Genomic DNA, 15,493 nt, shown 5'->3' with positions numbered 1-15,493 from the left:
GATATGGTCACTGTTGAAGATTTCGGTCAATTCGAAACAACATGGTGCCCCGGGTGCGGTAATTTCTCGATTCTTTCGAGTTTGAAAAAAACATTGTCCGCCCTGGACATCGCCCCACACGAGGTCGTGATTTCCTCTGGTATCGGGCAGGCCGCCAAGATGCCTCATTATCTGAAATGCCACATGTTCAATGGGTTGCATGGTCGTTCCCTGCCGGTGGCGCAGGGCATGAAAATGGCCAATCCTGACATGAAGGTCTTGTGTGTGTCCGGCGATGGATGCTCATATGGTGAAGGTGGCAATCACTTTCTCGCCGCGATTCGGCGCAACATGGATATCACCTTGTTGGTCCACGATAATCAGATTTACGGTCTGACCAAGGGACAGGCCAGTCCGACGACCGAGCGAGGACATGTGACCAAGGCCCAACCGGCTGGCGCGCCATCCGAGGCATTCAATCCGGTCAGTGTGGCGGTCGCGATGAAGGCGAGTTTTGTGGCGCGGGCGTTTTCCGGCGAGCCGGATCATTTGGTCGATGTCATGACTCAGGCCATGAATCATACGGGTTTTTCACTGGTTGATATCTTGCAACCCTGCGTTTCTTTTAATAAAGTCAATACGTTTGCGTGGTACAAGGAACGGACCTATTTTCTGGAAGAGCACGACCCGACCAATTGGGCCGCAGCCATGGAAAAGAGCGATGAGTTCGGCGACCGGATTCCGCTGGGGGTACTGTATCGCAATGATCGACCAATTTTTCCTGTGCATGACCGATTGGCACTGCATGAATATGACACAAACGACTTGAAAGCGGTTGTGCAGTCGTATACCTAGTGCTCGTCCTGCTGTTTTTTCATTTTTAACGAGGTAATAATGAGCAACGAACCCGATAAGATAATTTATTCCATGTACAAGGTGACCAAGCGTCACGGGCAAAGGGAAGTGCTGAAAAATGTGTCCCTATCGTATTTTTACGGTGCCAAAATCGGTGTTCTCGGTCTGAATGGATCGGGAAAGTCGTCTCTGTTGAAGATTTTGGCCGGTGTGGATACAACCTTTGAAGGCGATATACATGTCAAGGAAGGGTTCACCATCGGCTATCTCGAACAGGAACCGCTTCAGAATGAAGAGCGTACTGTTCGAGAAGTGGTTGAAGAAGGCGTTGGCGAGATCATGGATATCATCCGTGAATACAACGAGATCAACGACAAATTTGCTGAACCCATGGAACCTGACGAAATGGATGCGCTTATAGAGCGACAGGGAAAAGTTCAGGAATTGATGGACGCCAAAGGGGCGTGGGATATTGATTCCAAGCTCGAAATGGCTATGGATTCGCTTCGATGCCCTCCGGGTGATTCCCCGGTTTCCGTGATTTCTGGTGGTGAAAAACGTCGGGTCGCCCTGTGTCGTCTGCTGCTGCAATCGCCGGATATTTTGTTGTTGGATGAGCCGACCAACCATCTTGATGCAGATTCCGTTGCCTGGCTCGAACAATTCCTGTCCGGCTTTCCCGGAACCGTTATTGCCGTGACTCATGATCGCTACTTTCTCGATAATGTCGCTGGCTGGATTCTTGAACTGGATCGCGGACGCGGTATTCCCTGGAAAGGCAACTATTCTTCTTGGTTGGATCAGAAGCAGAATCGTCTTGCCAAAGAAGGCAAACAGGAAGCCGACCGCCAAAAGACCTTACAGCGAGAGTTGGAATGGATTCGCATGTCGCCCAAGGGCCGCCGTGCCAAGTCCAAGGCGCGTATCAATGCTTATGAATCCATGCTCAGCCACGAAAGTGAGCGGCTGGCCGATGATTTACAGATCTACATTCCACCGGGACCCCATCTCGGCAAGCAAGTCATCGTTGCCGAAAACGTGACCAAATCCATGGGTGACAAGCTTCTCATGGACGATGTGAACTTCATTCTCCCACCCAATGCCATTGTGGGTATTATCGGTCCGAACGGTGCTGGTAAGTCCACGCTGTGCAAGATGATCGTCGGTGACCAAGCGCCGGATTTCGGGACCATGACGGTCGGTTCGACGGTCCAGCTTGCCTATGCTGATCAGAATCGTGCGTCTTTGACACCGGGCAAGACGGTGTATGAAATCATCAGCGGAGGCAATGAGTTTATCAAGTTGGGTGACCGTGAAATCAATGCTCGTGCCTATTGTTCCCGTTTCAATTTTGCGGGACAGGATCAGCAGAAGTCCGTCGATGTTTTGTCTGGTGGTGAGCGGAACAGGGTCCACATGGCCCAGATGCTCAAATCTGGATCAAACGTCTTATTGCTTGATGAACCGACCAACGACCTTGACGTCAATACCATGCGCGCCTTGGAAGATGGATTGGAAAACTTTGCCGGATGTGTGTTGGTTATCAGTCATGATCGGTGGTTTCTGGATCGTGTGGCCACTCATATTATCGCCTTTGAAGGGGATTCCAAAGTGGTCATGGTCGAAGGAAATTACAGCGAATATGATGCGGACAGGAAGAAGCGGCTTGGGACTGATGCCAGCCAGCCGCATCGGCTCAAGTTCCGCAAGTTGACTCGATAAGGTTTCTTGTTAGGAAAAAGTTTTGTGTCGGGAAGGCGTTTTGCCTCCGGCGGTCCCTTGCCGGGAAGGCGTCTTCGACGACCAGAGGGGAACCTCTTGAAAGAGGTTCCCCTCTGGACTCCCTTCCAGAATTTTTTATCGCTCGCTTCGCTCGGGGTTCTTCGATATCTCTATGAAATATTATGAGAATCGGTTCATTGGCTGTCGAATGACTGGTGTTTCTTCTGCCGAAGGCACGCCAAGAAGTTTTGGAGATTCTCAAGAACCTTTTTCAAAAGGTTCTTGAGCCGCCGGAGGCAACTCTCGAAATTCGAAGTGCTTGCTTTGCTCGAAGGGGTGAAGTGGCTGAAAGGTATTGGATATAAAAAAGGCACCTTCGGTGGAAGGTGCCTTTTTGCTGTCGTGGGTTCGGGTTATCGGTAGTAGAGGTTTCGACCACCGATGGTGAGGAAAGCCTGATGCAGATTTTTGCGGATGTCCTTGCGGCTCCACACGCCCTGAATGTGGCCTCTGGAAAGGCCTTTGTAGCAATTGTGGTAGTCCGGCGGTATTTCGATACCGGTTGTTTCCTTGATGACCCCGGGACCGGCAAAGCCCAGTCGGGAAGAGCGGACCGCGTATTGGTAGGGAGAGCATCCAAGGAACGAGGCAACAGGTCCGGCGTATGAATTGGTATCATACAGGACGATATACAGGCCGCCTTCCTCGATGTATTTGCGAACAGCCATGGTGCAGCGTGGCATCTGAATCAGACCGTTAACACCTTCCTGAATCCTGATACCCGCTGTTCCGTGAACATAGGCAAGGAAAGGCTGGTGTTTGGTTTGCGCCAGCTCCAGCGCGCGGATGAATTTTTCACCTTCAGCCGCACCCACGGACCCACCTCGGAAATTGGCGATCAGCGTGGCGCAGGTGATGTTGATCCCTTCAAGACTGGCATTGAAAGTCATGCAGCTTGATTGCAATCCCGTTTTTTTCTTGGCCGCGTCCACACGAGCATCGAAATTGGGAAATTGTGTGGGGTTGCCCGCCGCAATGTCCCGATTGAATTCCTGAAGCGAATCCTTGTCAAAGAGATTGTGCAGATACCACTGATATTCCATGGGGAAATTGTATCCGCAATGAGGGCAGACACCGGCAAAATCGGTGAACAGGTCTCTGGCCCAGATATCGAGACAGCCGCGTTTGGCCGCGTGTGGACAGGTCACTTCCCGGTCCATTTTGGCCTGCGGGCTGATGTAGCCATTGTCGCTGGTAATTGCGGGCTTTGTTTCTTGCGAAGTGGAAAGACCGGTCAGCTCCATTTCCTGCTGTTTGTTGCTATCCAGCTTGATGCCAATTTTTTTGAGACCGTTTTTGACAACCGCGTCAATTTTGCCGGTGACCACATGAATTTCGTCAGTGGCTTCCTCGATGATGCGACCGACACGCTGGCGAAATGGTTTAACCAAGCCGTAGACAAGCAGGCTGGAGGTGTTGGATACAATACCGGAACTGGTGGCCGTGAGCTTGTCCATCAGGGACCGATTGTCCTTGTAGGCGTGCTGGGCCAATTTTCGGTATTTCTTGAATCGTTTGGCGATCAGTCGTTCGCGGGCCGTTTCGTTGAGCGACCAGCGGACAATGATATCCGTGTGTCGATGAAAATGGCGCATGGCCATGGCCCGGAACAGTCGGACGCCACGCACGCTGAGTGCGATTTCATCGGTCGCTCTGACGACCTGTTCTCGAACCTGTTTGTAGAAGTCAAAATGATCGGCGCGGGCACCAAGCGGTGGTTCCTGAATGATTTCATCGATATAGCCGTTTTCCAGATTGTCCTGTGCAGTGATGCGTTGGGCAAGAGCGCAGGATTCAATGAGTTCGGCAGGGGCGCGTTCCGAGCCTCGAATATGTCCTTCGATGGCGGCCGCTCCCTCGGGAGAAATGACGGAATAGTAGCCGTGTGAAAGCATCAGCCGTTTGTCAGCCATGCCAATGGCCTCGGCACCGCCGGAACCGCCTTCGGAAAAGATCGCAATGATCGGGACGGGAAGTCCTGCCATTTCATAAATGTTTTCAGCAATCTGTTGGGCTGCACCCGGAAAGTCTTCCACCGGGTAGGAGCCGGGCGTATTGACATATGCGTGGATGGGGATCTGTTCCCGAGCCGCGACCTTCATGTATTTCAAGGCCTTGCTGTTTCCCCAGGGCTTGATGGAGCCGCCGTTACGAAAGTCTTCGCCATGGCCTTTTTCTTGACCAACGACCATGACCGGCTGATTGATGAGCTTTTTGCCACGCCGTCTGGTGATGTAGGCACGGGCAATGAGCATTCCCGGGTCGATTGAGTGCTCGTCCTGGCCACCGATTTCGGTGTAATTGTCATAGACATTTTCCAGAATGTCCTTGAGGCACATCCGTTGTGGATGGCGGACAATACGGACTTTGTCCATGGCCGTCAGTTGCGTATCAATGGCGGATTCCATGGCGATCAATCGGGCGTCCAGCGAATCCAACGCACGGTTTTGCAGCTCGTCTGTGAGTTCTGTGTTTTTGGCAGAGAACTCCGCTATTTCCTTGGAAAAGGCATCCAACTCCGATCGGGGCGTGCCACCAAGGATGTCGCGGGCATACGTCACTCGTTCCTGAAGATCTTGTAATTTCTTTTCTATATTCATAGTGTTAGAATTCAAGCAGATTTGCTGTTTTCTCAATCAGGAAGGGGATGTTGGACTTCATGCCAGCACCGCTTGAGTCCCCACCGTTGAGTTTGAGGTCGTTCAGAAATTCCAGGCCACGTTTCTTGGCTTCTTTCAGATCTTTGCCCCAAATGATGGCCAAGGCCAGATTGGGGTCATATTCTGTTGGAATTTGATAGGTGCGATCAAGTGGAACGTGCGTGTGCAAGGAAAGCCACTCGCGGTCCGTCCATTTGAGTTCTTCGATCTTGCCGACCCATGGGGTGAATCCGTTGGTCGTGTCTTCGGCAATGAGACGATATTCGATGCTCACGCCATCGAAAGAAACGTCCTTTTGGGTGTATCCCAGCTCTTCGCCAAGTCCGATTCGAATTTGTTCTCTGACCAGATCGACGTCATTGTTGCCTTTTGTTGAGGCAATGCAGGCTGAAACTCCATTTTCCACCTGAATACGGGTATTCACTTCCATGAGGAATGGTGACCCGTCCGGGGTGACAATCCATTCCCAGGTGCCCACGTTGTCGTATTTGATCTCACGGGCGATGGAGAGTGAATATTCGGTAATGTCGTTCATGAGTTTTTGGGCATCGAATGTATAGCCGAGATTTTCAGGCCAGAAGCCGGGAGCGACTTCGATTCGTTTTTGCAGGCCCGGACTCTGGACGGAGCAGTTCCGTGTGCCGAAATGAACCGGATTCAAACCGGTCCGGTCCGAGGCGATCTGGACTTCGAGATGATTGAAGTTGAAAACCCGTTGCTCGATAAGAACGCCTTCGTCGTTGAATGTCCGCAGCGAGTAGTTGCGAATACGACGATAGGTCTGCCTGAAACGAGCCATGTCCTCAACTTCATCGATGCCCATGCCGCCACCGCCAGCGGATGCCTTGACCAGAACTACAGGGCGGGAAATGCCCATTTTTGTCTGGAATTCAAAGAGGCTTTCGGCAATGGATTCCGCTTCCAATTCATCGTATATAGCCCGGTCTGAACCGGGGACGGTGGGCACGCCCAATGTGCGGGCCAGCCGCTTCGTGTTGATTTTGTCGCCAAGGTCACGAATGACCTCCCATGATGGTCCAATAAAGGTCATGGGGCGATCCCGATTGACCACTCGTCTGGCAAAACGGTAATTTTCCGAGAAAAATCCGTAGCCCGGATGGATAGCGGTTGCACCGGATTCATCCGCCACAGACAGAATATCTCCGGCATCGAGGTAATTGTGGATACGGTAGAGTGACTTTTCGCCACCAAGTCGTTTGGCGACATCGATATGCCCGGATTGGGCGTCTTCTTCCGTATACAGGGCGACAAATGGAACGCCCAGATCGGAACATGCCTCCATGATCCGAACAGCGATTTCGCCTCTATTGGCAATGAGTACTTTATTTCCCTGAATGCTCACGGTGTGCTTATCTCTTGTTTATAGTCATTGGAAGGTGCTTTAATTAACGGTTCTTCCGGGTTCTGGCAAATTTTTCATTTTCATTTTTTATTTTGTATTTCAATATGTTACTATGAAACAACTGTTTTAATTATTGAAGTGGATTTTTGACAGAAAACTGTGTAAAAGTCGAAGTCTCTGCAAAAATGGTGTTTTATTGTCATAATTGTTAATGATGTGTTTTTTAGGCGTGGGAAAATGTTCTATGAATTACGTTATTGTCGGAAATGGCGTTTCGGCCATCGGAGCCATTGAGGGAATTCGTCAACATGATTCGGCTGGCTCCATCACGGTTATCAGTGATGAGGCTGTTTTGACATATGGACGTCCGCTCATTTCCTATTACTTATCAGATAAAATCAAATTTGAAACCCTGCCGTTTCGTCCGGAAACGTTTTATGAAAAAAATGGGGTTGAAATGCGTCTTGATTCAAGGGTGTTATCTCTTGATCCATACGAGAAAAAACTCACATTGGATACAGGTGACACCGTTTCCTATGACAAATTGTTACTCGCAACAGGTGGCACGCCAGTCACGCCGGACCTGCCTGGTATCACTGGGAGCGGGGTCCATAATTTTACCACCGTGGCGCATGCGGAAACGCTCAAGGAGTTGGTGGATACCGTCAGGAAAGTCGTGGTGATCGGTGCCGGGTTGATCGCCTTGAAAGCCGCCGAAGGGTTTGCGGAAAAAGGCGTTGATGTGACCATTGTCGTGCGGTCTCGCATCATGCGGACCTATTTTGATGAGACGGCCGGAGAATTGATTGTCGATCATTTAGAAAAAAATGGCATTCGATTCATGCAAGGCACTGGTACCAAGGAAATCGTTCGAAATGCGGATGGGGCGATCACCGGTGTGGAGACGGATTCCGGGTTTGTCGAAGCGGATGTGGTTATTGTTGCCGCAGGTGTCCGTCCCAACATGGGGCTGGCCTCTCAGGCCGGTTTGACAACGCAGCAGGGAATTCGGGTCAATGACTTTCTGACCACCAGTGATGCGGATGTGTTTGCTGCCGGGGATGTGGCCGAGGCAAAAGATCTTTTGACCGGAGAGTATACGGTGCGACCCATTTGGCCCAACGCATACACTCAGGGGCGATACGCCGGGATGAATATGGCCGGTGCCGATACTCCGTATACCGGCGGCATGTCCATGAATTCCATCACGTATTACGGGTTGCCGACTATTTCCGTTGGAGAAACCAATCATGCAGATGACACCGAATATGAAACAACGGTTCATCTGGATCGGGAAAAGTCCATTTACCGAAAATTGATTTTCAGGGAAAATGTTCTGGTCGGGTGTATCCTGATTGGAGATATCGATGCCGCCGGGTTTTATACCAGTTTTATCAAAAACGGTTTCGTGTTGGATGCGGCCGGCAAAGAGCGACTCATGGATGGAGACCCGTCACCAGCTCTTTGGCCGGACAGCTTCATCGAAGCCATGATGAATAATCCATAAGTCGATGGATACAAGAATTTGCAAAGGGGCCTTTCATGGTCCCTTTTTTATTTGCTCTTGTGGGTGAACACGCCGTCCCAGTCAGAGTCGGGCGGATTGGCCACCAGGTGGTCGCACCGCTCAATATACACGGTGTAAAGCGTGGTGTCGTTGCCGGTTTCATGCAGTTCTGTGAACAGGGTTTTGGCCTTTTTGAAATCCATGGCCAGATAGGCTTGATGTGCTCTTTCGGACAGGTCGAGTTCTTCTTTGCGCGCATCGGCTTCGTTTGCGGTATAGACCGTGTAAATGGTGACCGGTTTGTGTTTCCCTTTGACGCGAACAGTGTCCAGTTGTCGGAAATGGTATGTTGCATCGCAGGCGTCAACTATAGATTGACTAACGACCAATTTTTGTCCGTAATATTTTGTCAATCCCTCAAGTCGCGAGGCCAGATTCACGTTGTCACCGATAAGCGTGTAGTCAAAGAGGTCAGCCGATCCCATGTTGCCAACGCGGACAGGACCGGAATGGATGCCGATGCCGATAGCAATGGCAAAGCCGTATGTTTCAAGAAATTCTTCATTGAGTGTTTCAAGATGAGCCAATTGTGCCAGAGCGGTTGTGACTGCGTGTTGCTGGTGGTTGGGGACGTCCAGTGGCGCATTCCAGAAAGCCATGACCGCGTCGCCAATGAATTTATCCAAAGTCCCATGGTGTTCCGTGATGATGCGGGTCATGGGGGTGAGGTAGTCGTGGAGAAGGTCCGTCACCTGTGTCGGCGTCAGTTGTTCCGAAAGCGATGTGAAGTTGCGCACATCTGAAAATTGGATGGTGATGTCTTTTTCCTGTCCTTCCAAGGTCAGGGCTTCGGGATTATTCATGATTTGGGAAATGACCGATGGGGCAAGATAGTGTGCGAATGCGCCGTGGATGAATTTTTTGGCACGTTCCTCTCGCCAGAATTTGAGCATGGTCAACGTGGTGAAAGTGAGTCCCAGCGTCAAATAGGAATAGAGCGGCGACAGGAAATACCGTTGCTCTTGAAAAATCAGCACTGATCCGTACCACATGGCGTATCCCAGACCTATTAACGGGAGAATCAGCCAGGATGCTCGTGCCCACATGAGAAGCAGTGTCGTGAGCAATCCGGCAGCAACCATGCCGGAAAATTCGATGCCTTTGACCCAGTCCGGGATGACAATGAACTGGTTTGATAGAATATTATCAATGATTGTGGCATGGGTTTCCACGCCCGGTGCATGGGGATCAAGCGGTGTGGGGCGAAGGTCCTTCAGTCCCGAGGCCGACGTACCGATCAGGGCTATACGGCCCTGGAGTGCTCCGTCAGGGAGTTTCCGATTGAGCACATCCGATGCACTGATATATTCAAAAGTCTTCATTTTCCCCCGGTAATTGACGAGCAGGCGGCCGTGATGATCCGTCGGAATGACAGTCCCTTTGATTTTGATTGATTCTATACCGACGGAGCACATTTTGAGAATGATGCTGTCTGTGTCCATGGCCTGCATGAGCGAAGCCAATGCCAGACTCGGATATATTTGGTTGTGGTAACTATATAACAATGGGGCGCGTCGATAGACCGAGTCGGCATCCGGTGCTATGGTAATAAATCCGGTGCGATTGCCCGTTTTTGCCAAGGTCGGAATCGGGCAGATCATATGGTCTCCCCGGGGCAGGACATCATGGGGAGAGATGGCTCCGGGTGAAGCAATGACAGCGACTTTGATTGGGACGATAGGACATTCATGAGGGGGAGGTAACGTCTTTTGAGCCCGTTGCGTGGGATTCATGAAATCGATGGCGAGAACAAACGGTCCACCTGCGAGGTTGGCTGCCAATAGCCTGTCATAGTCTTCAAAATCAGCGGGAAGCCCGGTGAAATCAATGGAGAACTTCAAATCTCTGAGGACATCACGTCTGATGATTTGTGGCGAGGTCCGATCGGGTTCGACAAAAATGATATCCGTGGCGACGGCTGCCGCTCCATAGGCCTGAAGGTACTTCATCAGTAAGGCGACTCGATAGCGCGGCCATGGCCATTGGCCTTTTTCTGTCAGGCTTTTTTCATCCAGATCGATGATGACTGGCACACCGGTTGCTGCTGGCTTATGATATCTTTGAATGTATTGATCATATATTTTTAGTTCAAGGAAGGAAAGGATTTGTGGCTGATTGGTAAAAAGAAGGATCATGAAAATCGTAATGGCCATCCCCGCAGCAAGAAGAATGGCCTGATCTCTTTTGAAGATGATTTTTTTTGTTGTGTTCATGACATTTCTCAATTCGTACGAGAGTAAGGATTTTTGCGGACAATCTTTTTAAGAGTCTGTGATGATTTATCATTAAAAATAGTTTTTTCCGAGTCTTTTTGCTGGACATGGATGCCTGAATGCTAACTCATTAAAATTGCATATTTTTTGCTGGCGAGTTTTGGTATCTATGGCGTTTGGTTGATATTTTTTCAGGAAAACTATTGCCACCAAATTGTTTGAAAGGCTATATTGGCTCAGCAGAATTTTATGAATTAATTTATTTTAATTATTCTAGGAGGATGTACTATGGCTATTACTATCGACCCGGATGAATGTATCGGCTGTGAATCCTGTGTTGAAATTTGTCCCGAAGTTTTTGAAATGGACGAAGACGGTGAAAAGGCTGTTGTGATAAAACCCGATTCCACTGCGGACTGTGTGGATGAAGCCATTGAAACATGTCCGAATGAAGCCATTTCACGGTAACGTGTGAGTTGGATACACTCTTGCCACACTGTGTGTGGTTATTCGGCATCGACTTGTTCGATGCCTAAAGAGTATCACACGTTTTGAACTGGAAGGCGTAAATAAAAGATCAAAGCATTGCGATTTTGTTCGTGAGGCTTTGATCTTTTTCGTTTTTATTACTCTCGGCATGGATGACATCGTGCCGGGAGCACAGGTGTTTTCGTTACTGCTTCATCTGCCGCCGGATTTCTTCTATTCGATCGCGATTGTTCCCAAAATCAAACCAGCCGCTGCGGGATAGTATATGAATCTGGATTTCTCCGGCAGGTTCATCATAATAAAATTCTGCATCATCAACGGTGCGAAAGAATGAATTTTTGAATTCCGCGCGAAGATATTTCCCTTCCACAAGCAGAACAGTCCCTCCAAAAATGGATTCAATGGCATTGCCCAGATCGACCATGACAATTTCCGGGGTTTTGGTCGTGACTATCGGTGCGATTGCGTGGTGGGCATCATTGGCCTGGGAGGAAAGGCATTCTTGAGATGTTCCGCAAGGAGCGAACAAGCCGTCACGCATACCGAGTTCCGGTACTTTACTGGTGCAGGCTCCAAGGGCAAAAAGAATCAAGACACAGGATACAGCGTGTAGGTGTGTATGTTTCATTTTCCTAAACTATTGCAAAAAAGGCACGGTGTGCAACGTTTTTTTGGCGGCACACCGTCCTTTTTCATGGGGTTTCACTTCGCCACAGGAAGACGTTGAGGTCAATGGTGTCAGATGTGTCAAAAATCACACCTTCGGCTTCGAGTCGTTTCTTTTGCATTTCATATCCATGTGAACGGGGGAGTGAGATCTGCCCTTGTTTGTTGATGACCCGGTGCCATGGCAGTGCTTCTTTTCGAGAAAAGGAATGAAGGATTCGAGCGACTTGTCGAGCGGCCCGGCGATTCCCTGCCATGGCTGCGATATGTCCATAGGTACTGACTTTGCCGGCGGGGATGGCATGAATGAGATCAATGACTTTTTGGGTAAATGGTACAACAGGCATGGACCATTTCATACGCTGCTCACGACCTAAAAGGCAAGAAAGGGCGTGTTATTAATTGGGTAAAATTGTTGACTTGAAAAGAGACGTATCAGATGGAATGGAGTATGAAAGTTACCTTTTTTGTTTTTTCCTTTCTGTTTTGTGTCGTCATTTTTTCAAGTTCTTCGGTCTGTTTTGCCCGTGAAGTGAAATTGACGGACGTTCAGGAACGGTGTGTGATTTGTCATTCTGCGGACCGCATTTGCGCACGTTTGACCGATGGGAAGACGATCTGGGAGCCAATTGTGGAGCGAATGGCGTCCAATGGCGCGTCCCTGTCAGCGCGGGAGATTCTTGGGGTATCTCGTCTCCTGGATGAACAGCCCCAGACGGTTGCTTCGGTTTTGCGATGCGCGTCAGCAGCGGGGGATATGGAACAAAGAGCGCAGGGAAGAAATCGTGATATTCCTCTCCTCCTAGCGCTTGCCCATCCGACCATCATGATTCTTGTCTTCTTTCTTTCATTGTGGGTTGCCAATCAGGGAGTCAACCGGGCCAGATTTGTTCTTTGGGGGCAGAAGGTCAAATTCGATTGGAAAGGGCATGTCAGATATGGCGTGCTTGTCATGGCCGTTTGGGCGTTGGGCATGGTGGCCGGTAGTCTTGTTGCCAATATGCTGTATGGAGCCAGCGGCATGACAGGAACGCACCAGAAAATTGCCATGGTCATGCTCCCCTTGATTCTTTTTGGCGCCGGGTCCGGATTGTATATGCGATTCAAGAAAGCGCCGCGAAAAGTGCTCCCACTCTTTCACGGTGCCAACAATTTGGTGTTGGTCGTGTTGGCCTTCCTGCAACTTGTGACCGGGTATCATCTCGTCGTGGCTTTTTTCTGATTAATATATCCATGAAAACAAGGAGAGATTTATGAAAAAATGTTGTGTGATTGCCCTTTTCCTGACGTGTGCTCTGACACTTTTGGCAGGAACAGTAATGGCCGAAGACATGCCTGGTCCCGATTCCGCGAAATTGTGGGAATACATCACCACGGTTGATCCGTACACCGAATGGGGATTTTGGCCAGACCACGAGGGAATGCAGGACGGGCGTGCTCCTCATGGGCCGAAACACAAAGTCTTTGTCAATGCGACGGGGTTGAAATGCATGATGGCTCCAGTGATGCCCGGAACCATTGAAGTGAAGGAAAATTATAGTGAGGACGAAAAAGAGTTGTTGGTGATTACTGTCATGTATAAAATTAAGGGATACAATCCTGATGCCGGGGATTGGTATTGGGTCAAATATATGCCTGATGGAACCGTGAAAAAAGCCGGGAAGCCCGCAGGGTGTATCGGGTGCCATGCGACGCGGGTTGCCAATGACTATATTCTCGTACATGAATTCAAATAGCATCAGGACGCTGTCCGGTTGAAAATCGGAGAGGCGAGACAGTAAGAATCCTTTGAAGGTCCGGTCGTTTTGACCGGACCTTTTTTTAGCGAGAAAGCACCGTCTCGATTTCAGCAAGGGAGGGGATATCTGCCATTGAATTGCCGTAATGGATAAATTGAAGATTCCCATCAGGATCAACCATCATTTGTGCTGGCATTCTTCCCAATTTCAGGAATTTTATTTGCTGATTATACAGTTGCAGGACAGCGTGTGTCGGATCGGCAAGTCCAATGAACGGCAATCGTTCCTTTTCCCAATACGCTTTGAAGGCATCATGACTTTCAGGACCAATGACCATGACGACCATGTTCATGCCTTCCAATAAAGATGATTCTTGGCGCAACTGCGCCATGTGCCGTCGGCAGAATGGTCACAGGAACCCTCTATTGAAGACCAACAGGACATATTCCCCTTTAAAATCAGAAAGTGAAATCGTGCGATTTTTGACATCGACAAGGGTAAAATCGGGAGCGTGCATCTTTAAAGACAATTGCATGATCTTTTCTCCTTGTTTGCCGTGTATCATGGCATAATTGCGGTTTTTTTCCAAATATGACTCCATATGAGCCGGGGAAAAACGTTGGGAAATGACGATAAACAGAGCCGTTGAGTATGGAATACGCTTGACAAGACCATGCAAAAAGCTTCATGAATTTTTGCTTTAGCTTGAAACTTTGACCATCAGTATCATCTGCCATGAATAGTCCATTGGATTAACCTTCTGAACATATTTGGGTTTGTATGGGAAAACATATCATTGAAGAGGCGAGTCGCTGTTTGCAATGCAAAAAACCGTTGTGCAGCAAGGGATGCCCGATCAGCACGCCGATCAACGAAGTCATTAAACTCTTGCTCGACGGCAAAACTTTTGAAGCCGGGGAATTGTTATTCAACAATAACCCGCTTTCGGTGGTGTGTTCATTAATTTGTCCGCATGAAAATTTTTGCGAAGGACATTGCATTCTTGGTCGAAAAAGTGCGCCGATTCAGGTGAGTGACATTGAAAATTATATTTCCAATTATTATTTGGAACACATCTCATTAAGAAAGCCGGAACATGCAAACAATGGCAAGAAAATTGCCATCGTCGGATCAGGACCGGCCGGATTGACCGTGGCGTTTATTCTTGCATCCAAAGGGTTTGATGTGACGATTTTCGAGTCCGAAGACAAGATTGGCGGCGTCCTTCAATACGGTATCCCTGAATTTCGTCTGCCAAAGCGGATTTTGGTGAAGCTCAAGAAGTTGTTGGAACGACTGGGCGTCAAAATCCGTCCGAACATGCTCATCGGCCCGATCATTACCCTCGATGATTTGTTGCGTGACGGGTACAAAGCTATTTTCATCGGAACCGGCGTGTGGAGTCCAAAGCCATTGCGGATCAAGGGCGAAACATTGGGAAATGTCCATTACGCGATTAATTATCTCAAGAATCCCAAGGTGTATTCTTTGGGTAAACGTGTGGTTGTCATTGGTGCCGGAAACGTGGCCATGGATGTTGCCCGGACCGCTCGGCGCAAGGGCGCGGAAGAAGTCCTTGTCCTGTACCGTCGTGGCGAGGAAAACATGACCGCCACCAAATATGAATATGAATACGCCAAAATCGACGGTGTTTCATTTCGTTTTTATACCACACCGTTGGAACTTCTTGATGACGGCGTGCGATGTATCAAGACCGAAATGGTGCAGGACGGAGATTCCTCGAGGCTCGTTCAGGTGGAAGGAAGTGAACATTTTATCCAGGCTGATACGATGTTCATCGCAGCCAGCCAGGCTCCCAGAGACAATTTGTCTGGTATCGAAGTCGGGAAAACAGGGTTGATTATCACCAATGAAGATGGTCGCACCACTCGCGAAGGCATTTTCGCATCAGGCGATGTGGTGACCGGCGCCAAGACTGTGGCTGAGGCCGTGAATCTGTCCAAACGGTCCGCTCAGGCTATCATGGAGTATGTTGCGACACTTGATGCATAATCTGTTTTCGATTCTCTGTCGTACAAATTTCCTCCCTTTGGCGTGCATCTCGCACGATCCAAAGGGGGGCTTTTTCTTATGCGGCACCATGTCAAGAACTCCCTTTCTTCGTTGTTTTCTCTTTAATTAGGCCAGGCTTCACCCTCGCCTTATGGCGTATTAGTAAT

The 15,493-nt window shown here is 49.3% G+C and carries 13 protein-coding genes and 1 pseudogene; 7 read left to right on the top strand and 7 right to left on the bottom strand.

The genetic code is table 11. The features are described 5' to 3' along the window. Positions 1–3: 3 nt before the first annotated feature. Both GO013_RS12065 and ettA read left to right on the top strand, forming a co-directional pair. Positions 4–834, top strand: a complete 831-nt coding sequence (locus tag GO013_RS12065) for a 2-oxoacid:ferredoxin oxidoreductase subunit beta (RefSeq protein WP_163811457.1) — start codon at positions 4–6, stop codon at positions 832–834. A gap of 39 nt (positions 835–873) precedes the next feature. Then, positions 874–2,556: an energy-dependent translational throttle protein EttA gene (gene ettA / locus GO013_RS12060; protein ID WP_163811455.1), complete on the top strand. Its 1,683-nt coding sequence runs from the start codon at positions 874–876 to the stop codon at positions 2,554–2,556. A 413-nt stretch (positions 2,557–2,969) separates the two neighbouring features. Here the strand turns inward: ettA and GO013_RS12055 are convergent, their stop codons facing one another. Continuing rightward, entirely contained in the window at positions 2,970–5,216 is a 2,247-nt protein-coding gene (locus tag GO013_RS12055) for a carboxyl transferase domain-containing protein (RefSeq protein ID WP_163811453.1), read from the bottom strand. Positions 5,217–5,220: 4 nt separating this feature from the next. After that, complete coding sequence (locus tag GO013_RS12050; protein WP_163811451.1) at positions 5,221–6,639, bottom strand: biotin carboxylase N-terminal domain-containing protein; 1,419 nt, start codon at positions 6,637–6,639, stop codon at positions 5,221–5,223. A 244-nt stretch (positions 6,640–6,883) separates the two neighbouring features. On the opposite strand from GO013_RS12050, the gene GO013_RS12045 reads away from it, so the two are divergent. Continuing rightward, on the top strand, positions 6,884–8,146 hold the full coding sequence (locus GO013_RS12045; protein WP_163811449.1) for an FAD-dependent oxidoreductase: 1,263 nt from the start codon (positions 6,884–6,886) through the stop codon (positions 8,144–8,146). Positions 8,147–8,193: 47 nt separating this feature from the next. On the opposite strand, the gene GO013_RS12040 is transcribed toward GO013_RS12045, so the two are convergent. Next, positions 8,194–10,419 carry an adenylate/guanylate cyclase domain-containing protein gene (locus tag GO013_RS12040; protein WP_163811447.1) on the bottom strand — a complete coding sequence of 742 codons (2,226 nt, stop codon included), beginning with the start codon at positions 10,417–10,419 and terminating at the stop codon, positions 8,194–8,196. Positions 10,420–10,707: 288 nt separating this feature from the next. Between GO013_RS12040 and GO013_RS12035 the strand changes: the two genes are divergently transcribed. Continuing rightward, a complete protein-coding gene (locus GO013_RS12035; protein ID WP_163811445.1) occupies positions 10,708–10,887 on the top strand; it encodes a ferredoxin in 180 nt (59 codons plus the stop codon). A 205-nt stretch (positions 10,888–11,092) separates the two neighbouring features. Here the strand turns inward: GO013_RS12035 and GO013_RS12030 are convergent, their stop codons facing one another. After that, complete coding sequence (locus GO013_RS12030) at positions 11,093–11,536, bottom strand: DUF1499 domain-containing protein (RefSeq protein WP_163811443.1); 444 nt, start codon at positions 11,534–11,536, stop codon at positions 11,093–11,095. Positions 11,537–11,600: 64 nt separating this feature from the next. After that, on the bottom strand, positions 11,601–11,921 hold the full coding sequence (locus GO013_RS12025; RefSeq protein WP_163811440.1) for an MGMT family protein: 321 nt from the start codon (positions 11,919–11,921) through the stop codon (positions 11,601–11,603). A gap of 104 nt (positions 11,922–12,025) precedes the next feature. On the opposite strand from GO013_RS12025, the gene GO013_RS12020 reads away from it, so the two are divergent. Further along, positions 12,026–12,796, top strand: coding sequence for a hypothetical protein (locus GO013_RS12020; protein ID WP_163811438.1), 771 nt, complete (start codon positions 12,026–12,028; stop codon positions 12,794–12,796). A gap of 31 nt (positions 12,797–12,827) precedes the next feature. After that, a complete protein-coding gene (locus tag GO013_RS12015) occupies positions 12,828–13,310 on the top strand; it encodes a cytochrome P460 family protein (protein WP_163811435.1) in 483 nt (160 codons plus the stop codon). An 85-nt stretch (positions 13,311–13,395) separates the two neighbouring features. Here GO013_RS12015 and GO013_RS12010 read toward each other — a convergent pair. Together GO013_RS12010 and GO013_RS17550 are read right to left on the bottom strand one after the other, a co-directional pair. Then, positions 13,396–13,710 (bottom strand): annotated as a pseudogene (locus tag GO013_RS12010) (redoxin domain-containing protein); the annotation flags it as partial. A 12-nt stretch (positions 13,711–13,722) separates the two neighbouring features. Then, entirely contained in the window at positions 13,723–13,848 is a 126-nt protein-coding gene (locus GO013_RS17550; RefSeq protein ID WP_163811431.1) for a redoxin domain-containing protein, read from the bottom strand. A gap of 245 nt (positions 13,849–14,093) precedes the next feature. Here GO013_RS17550 and GO013_RS12000 point away from each other — a divergent pair, with 245 nt between their 5' ends. After that, entirely contained in the window at positions 14,094–15,326 is a 1,233-nt protein-coding gene (locus tag GO013_RS12000) for an NAD(P)-dependent oxidoreductase (RefSeq protein WP_163811429.1), read from the top strand. Positions 15,327–15,493 lie beyond the last annotated feature (167 nt).

The organism is Pseudodesulfovibrio sp. JC047 (genome assembly GCF_010468615.1).
Classification (GTDB): Bacteria; Desulfobacterota; Desulfovibrionia; order Desulfovibrionales; family Desulfovibrionaceae; genus Pseudodesulfovibrio.
The sequence above is the reverse complement of the archived record's forward strand: the minus strand, read 5'-3'. Positions and strand labels throughout refer to the sequence as shown.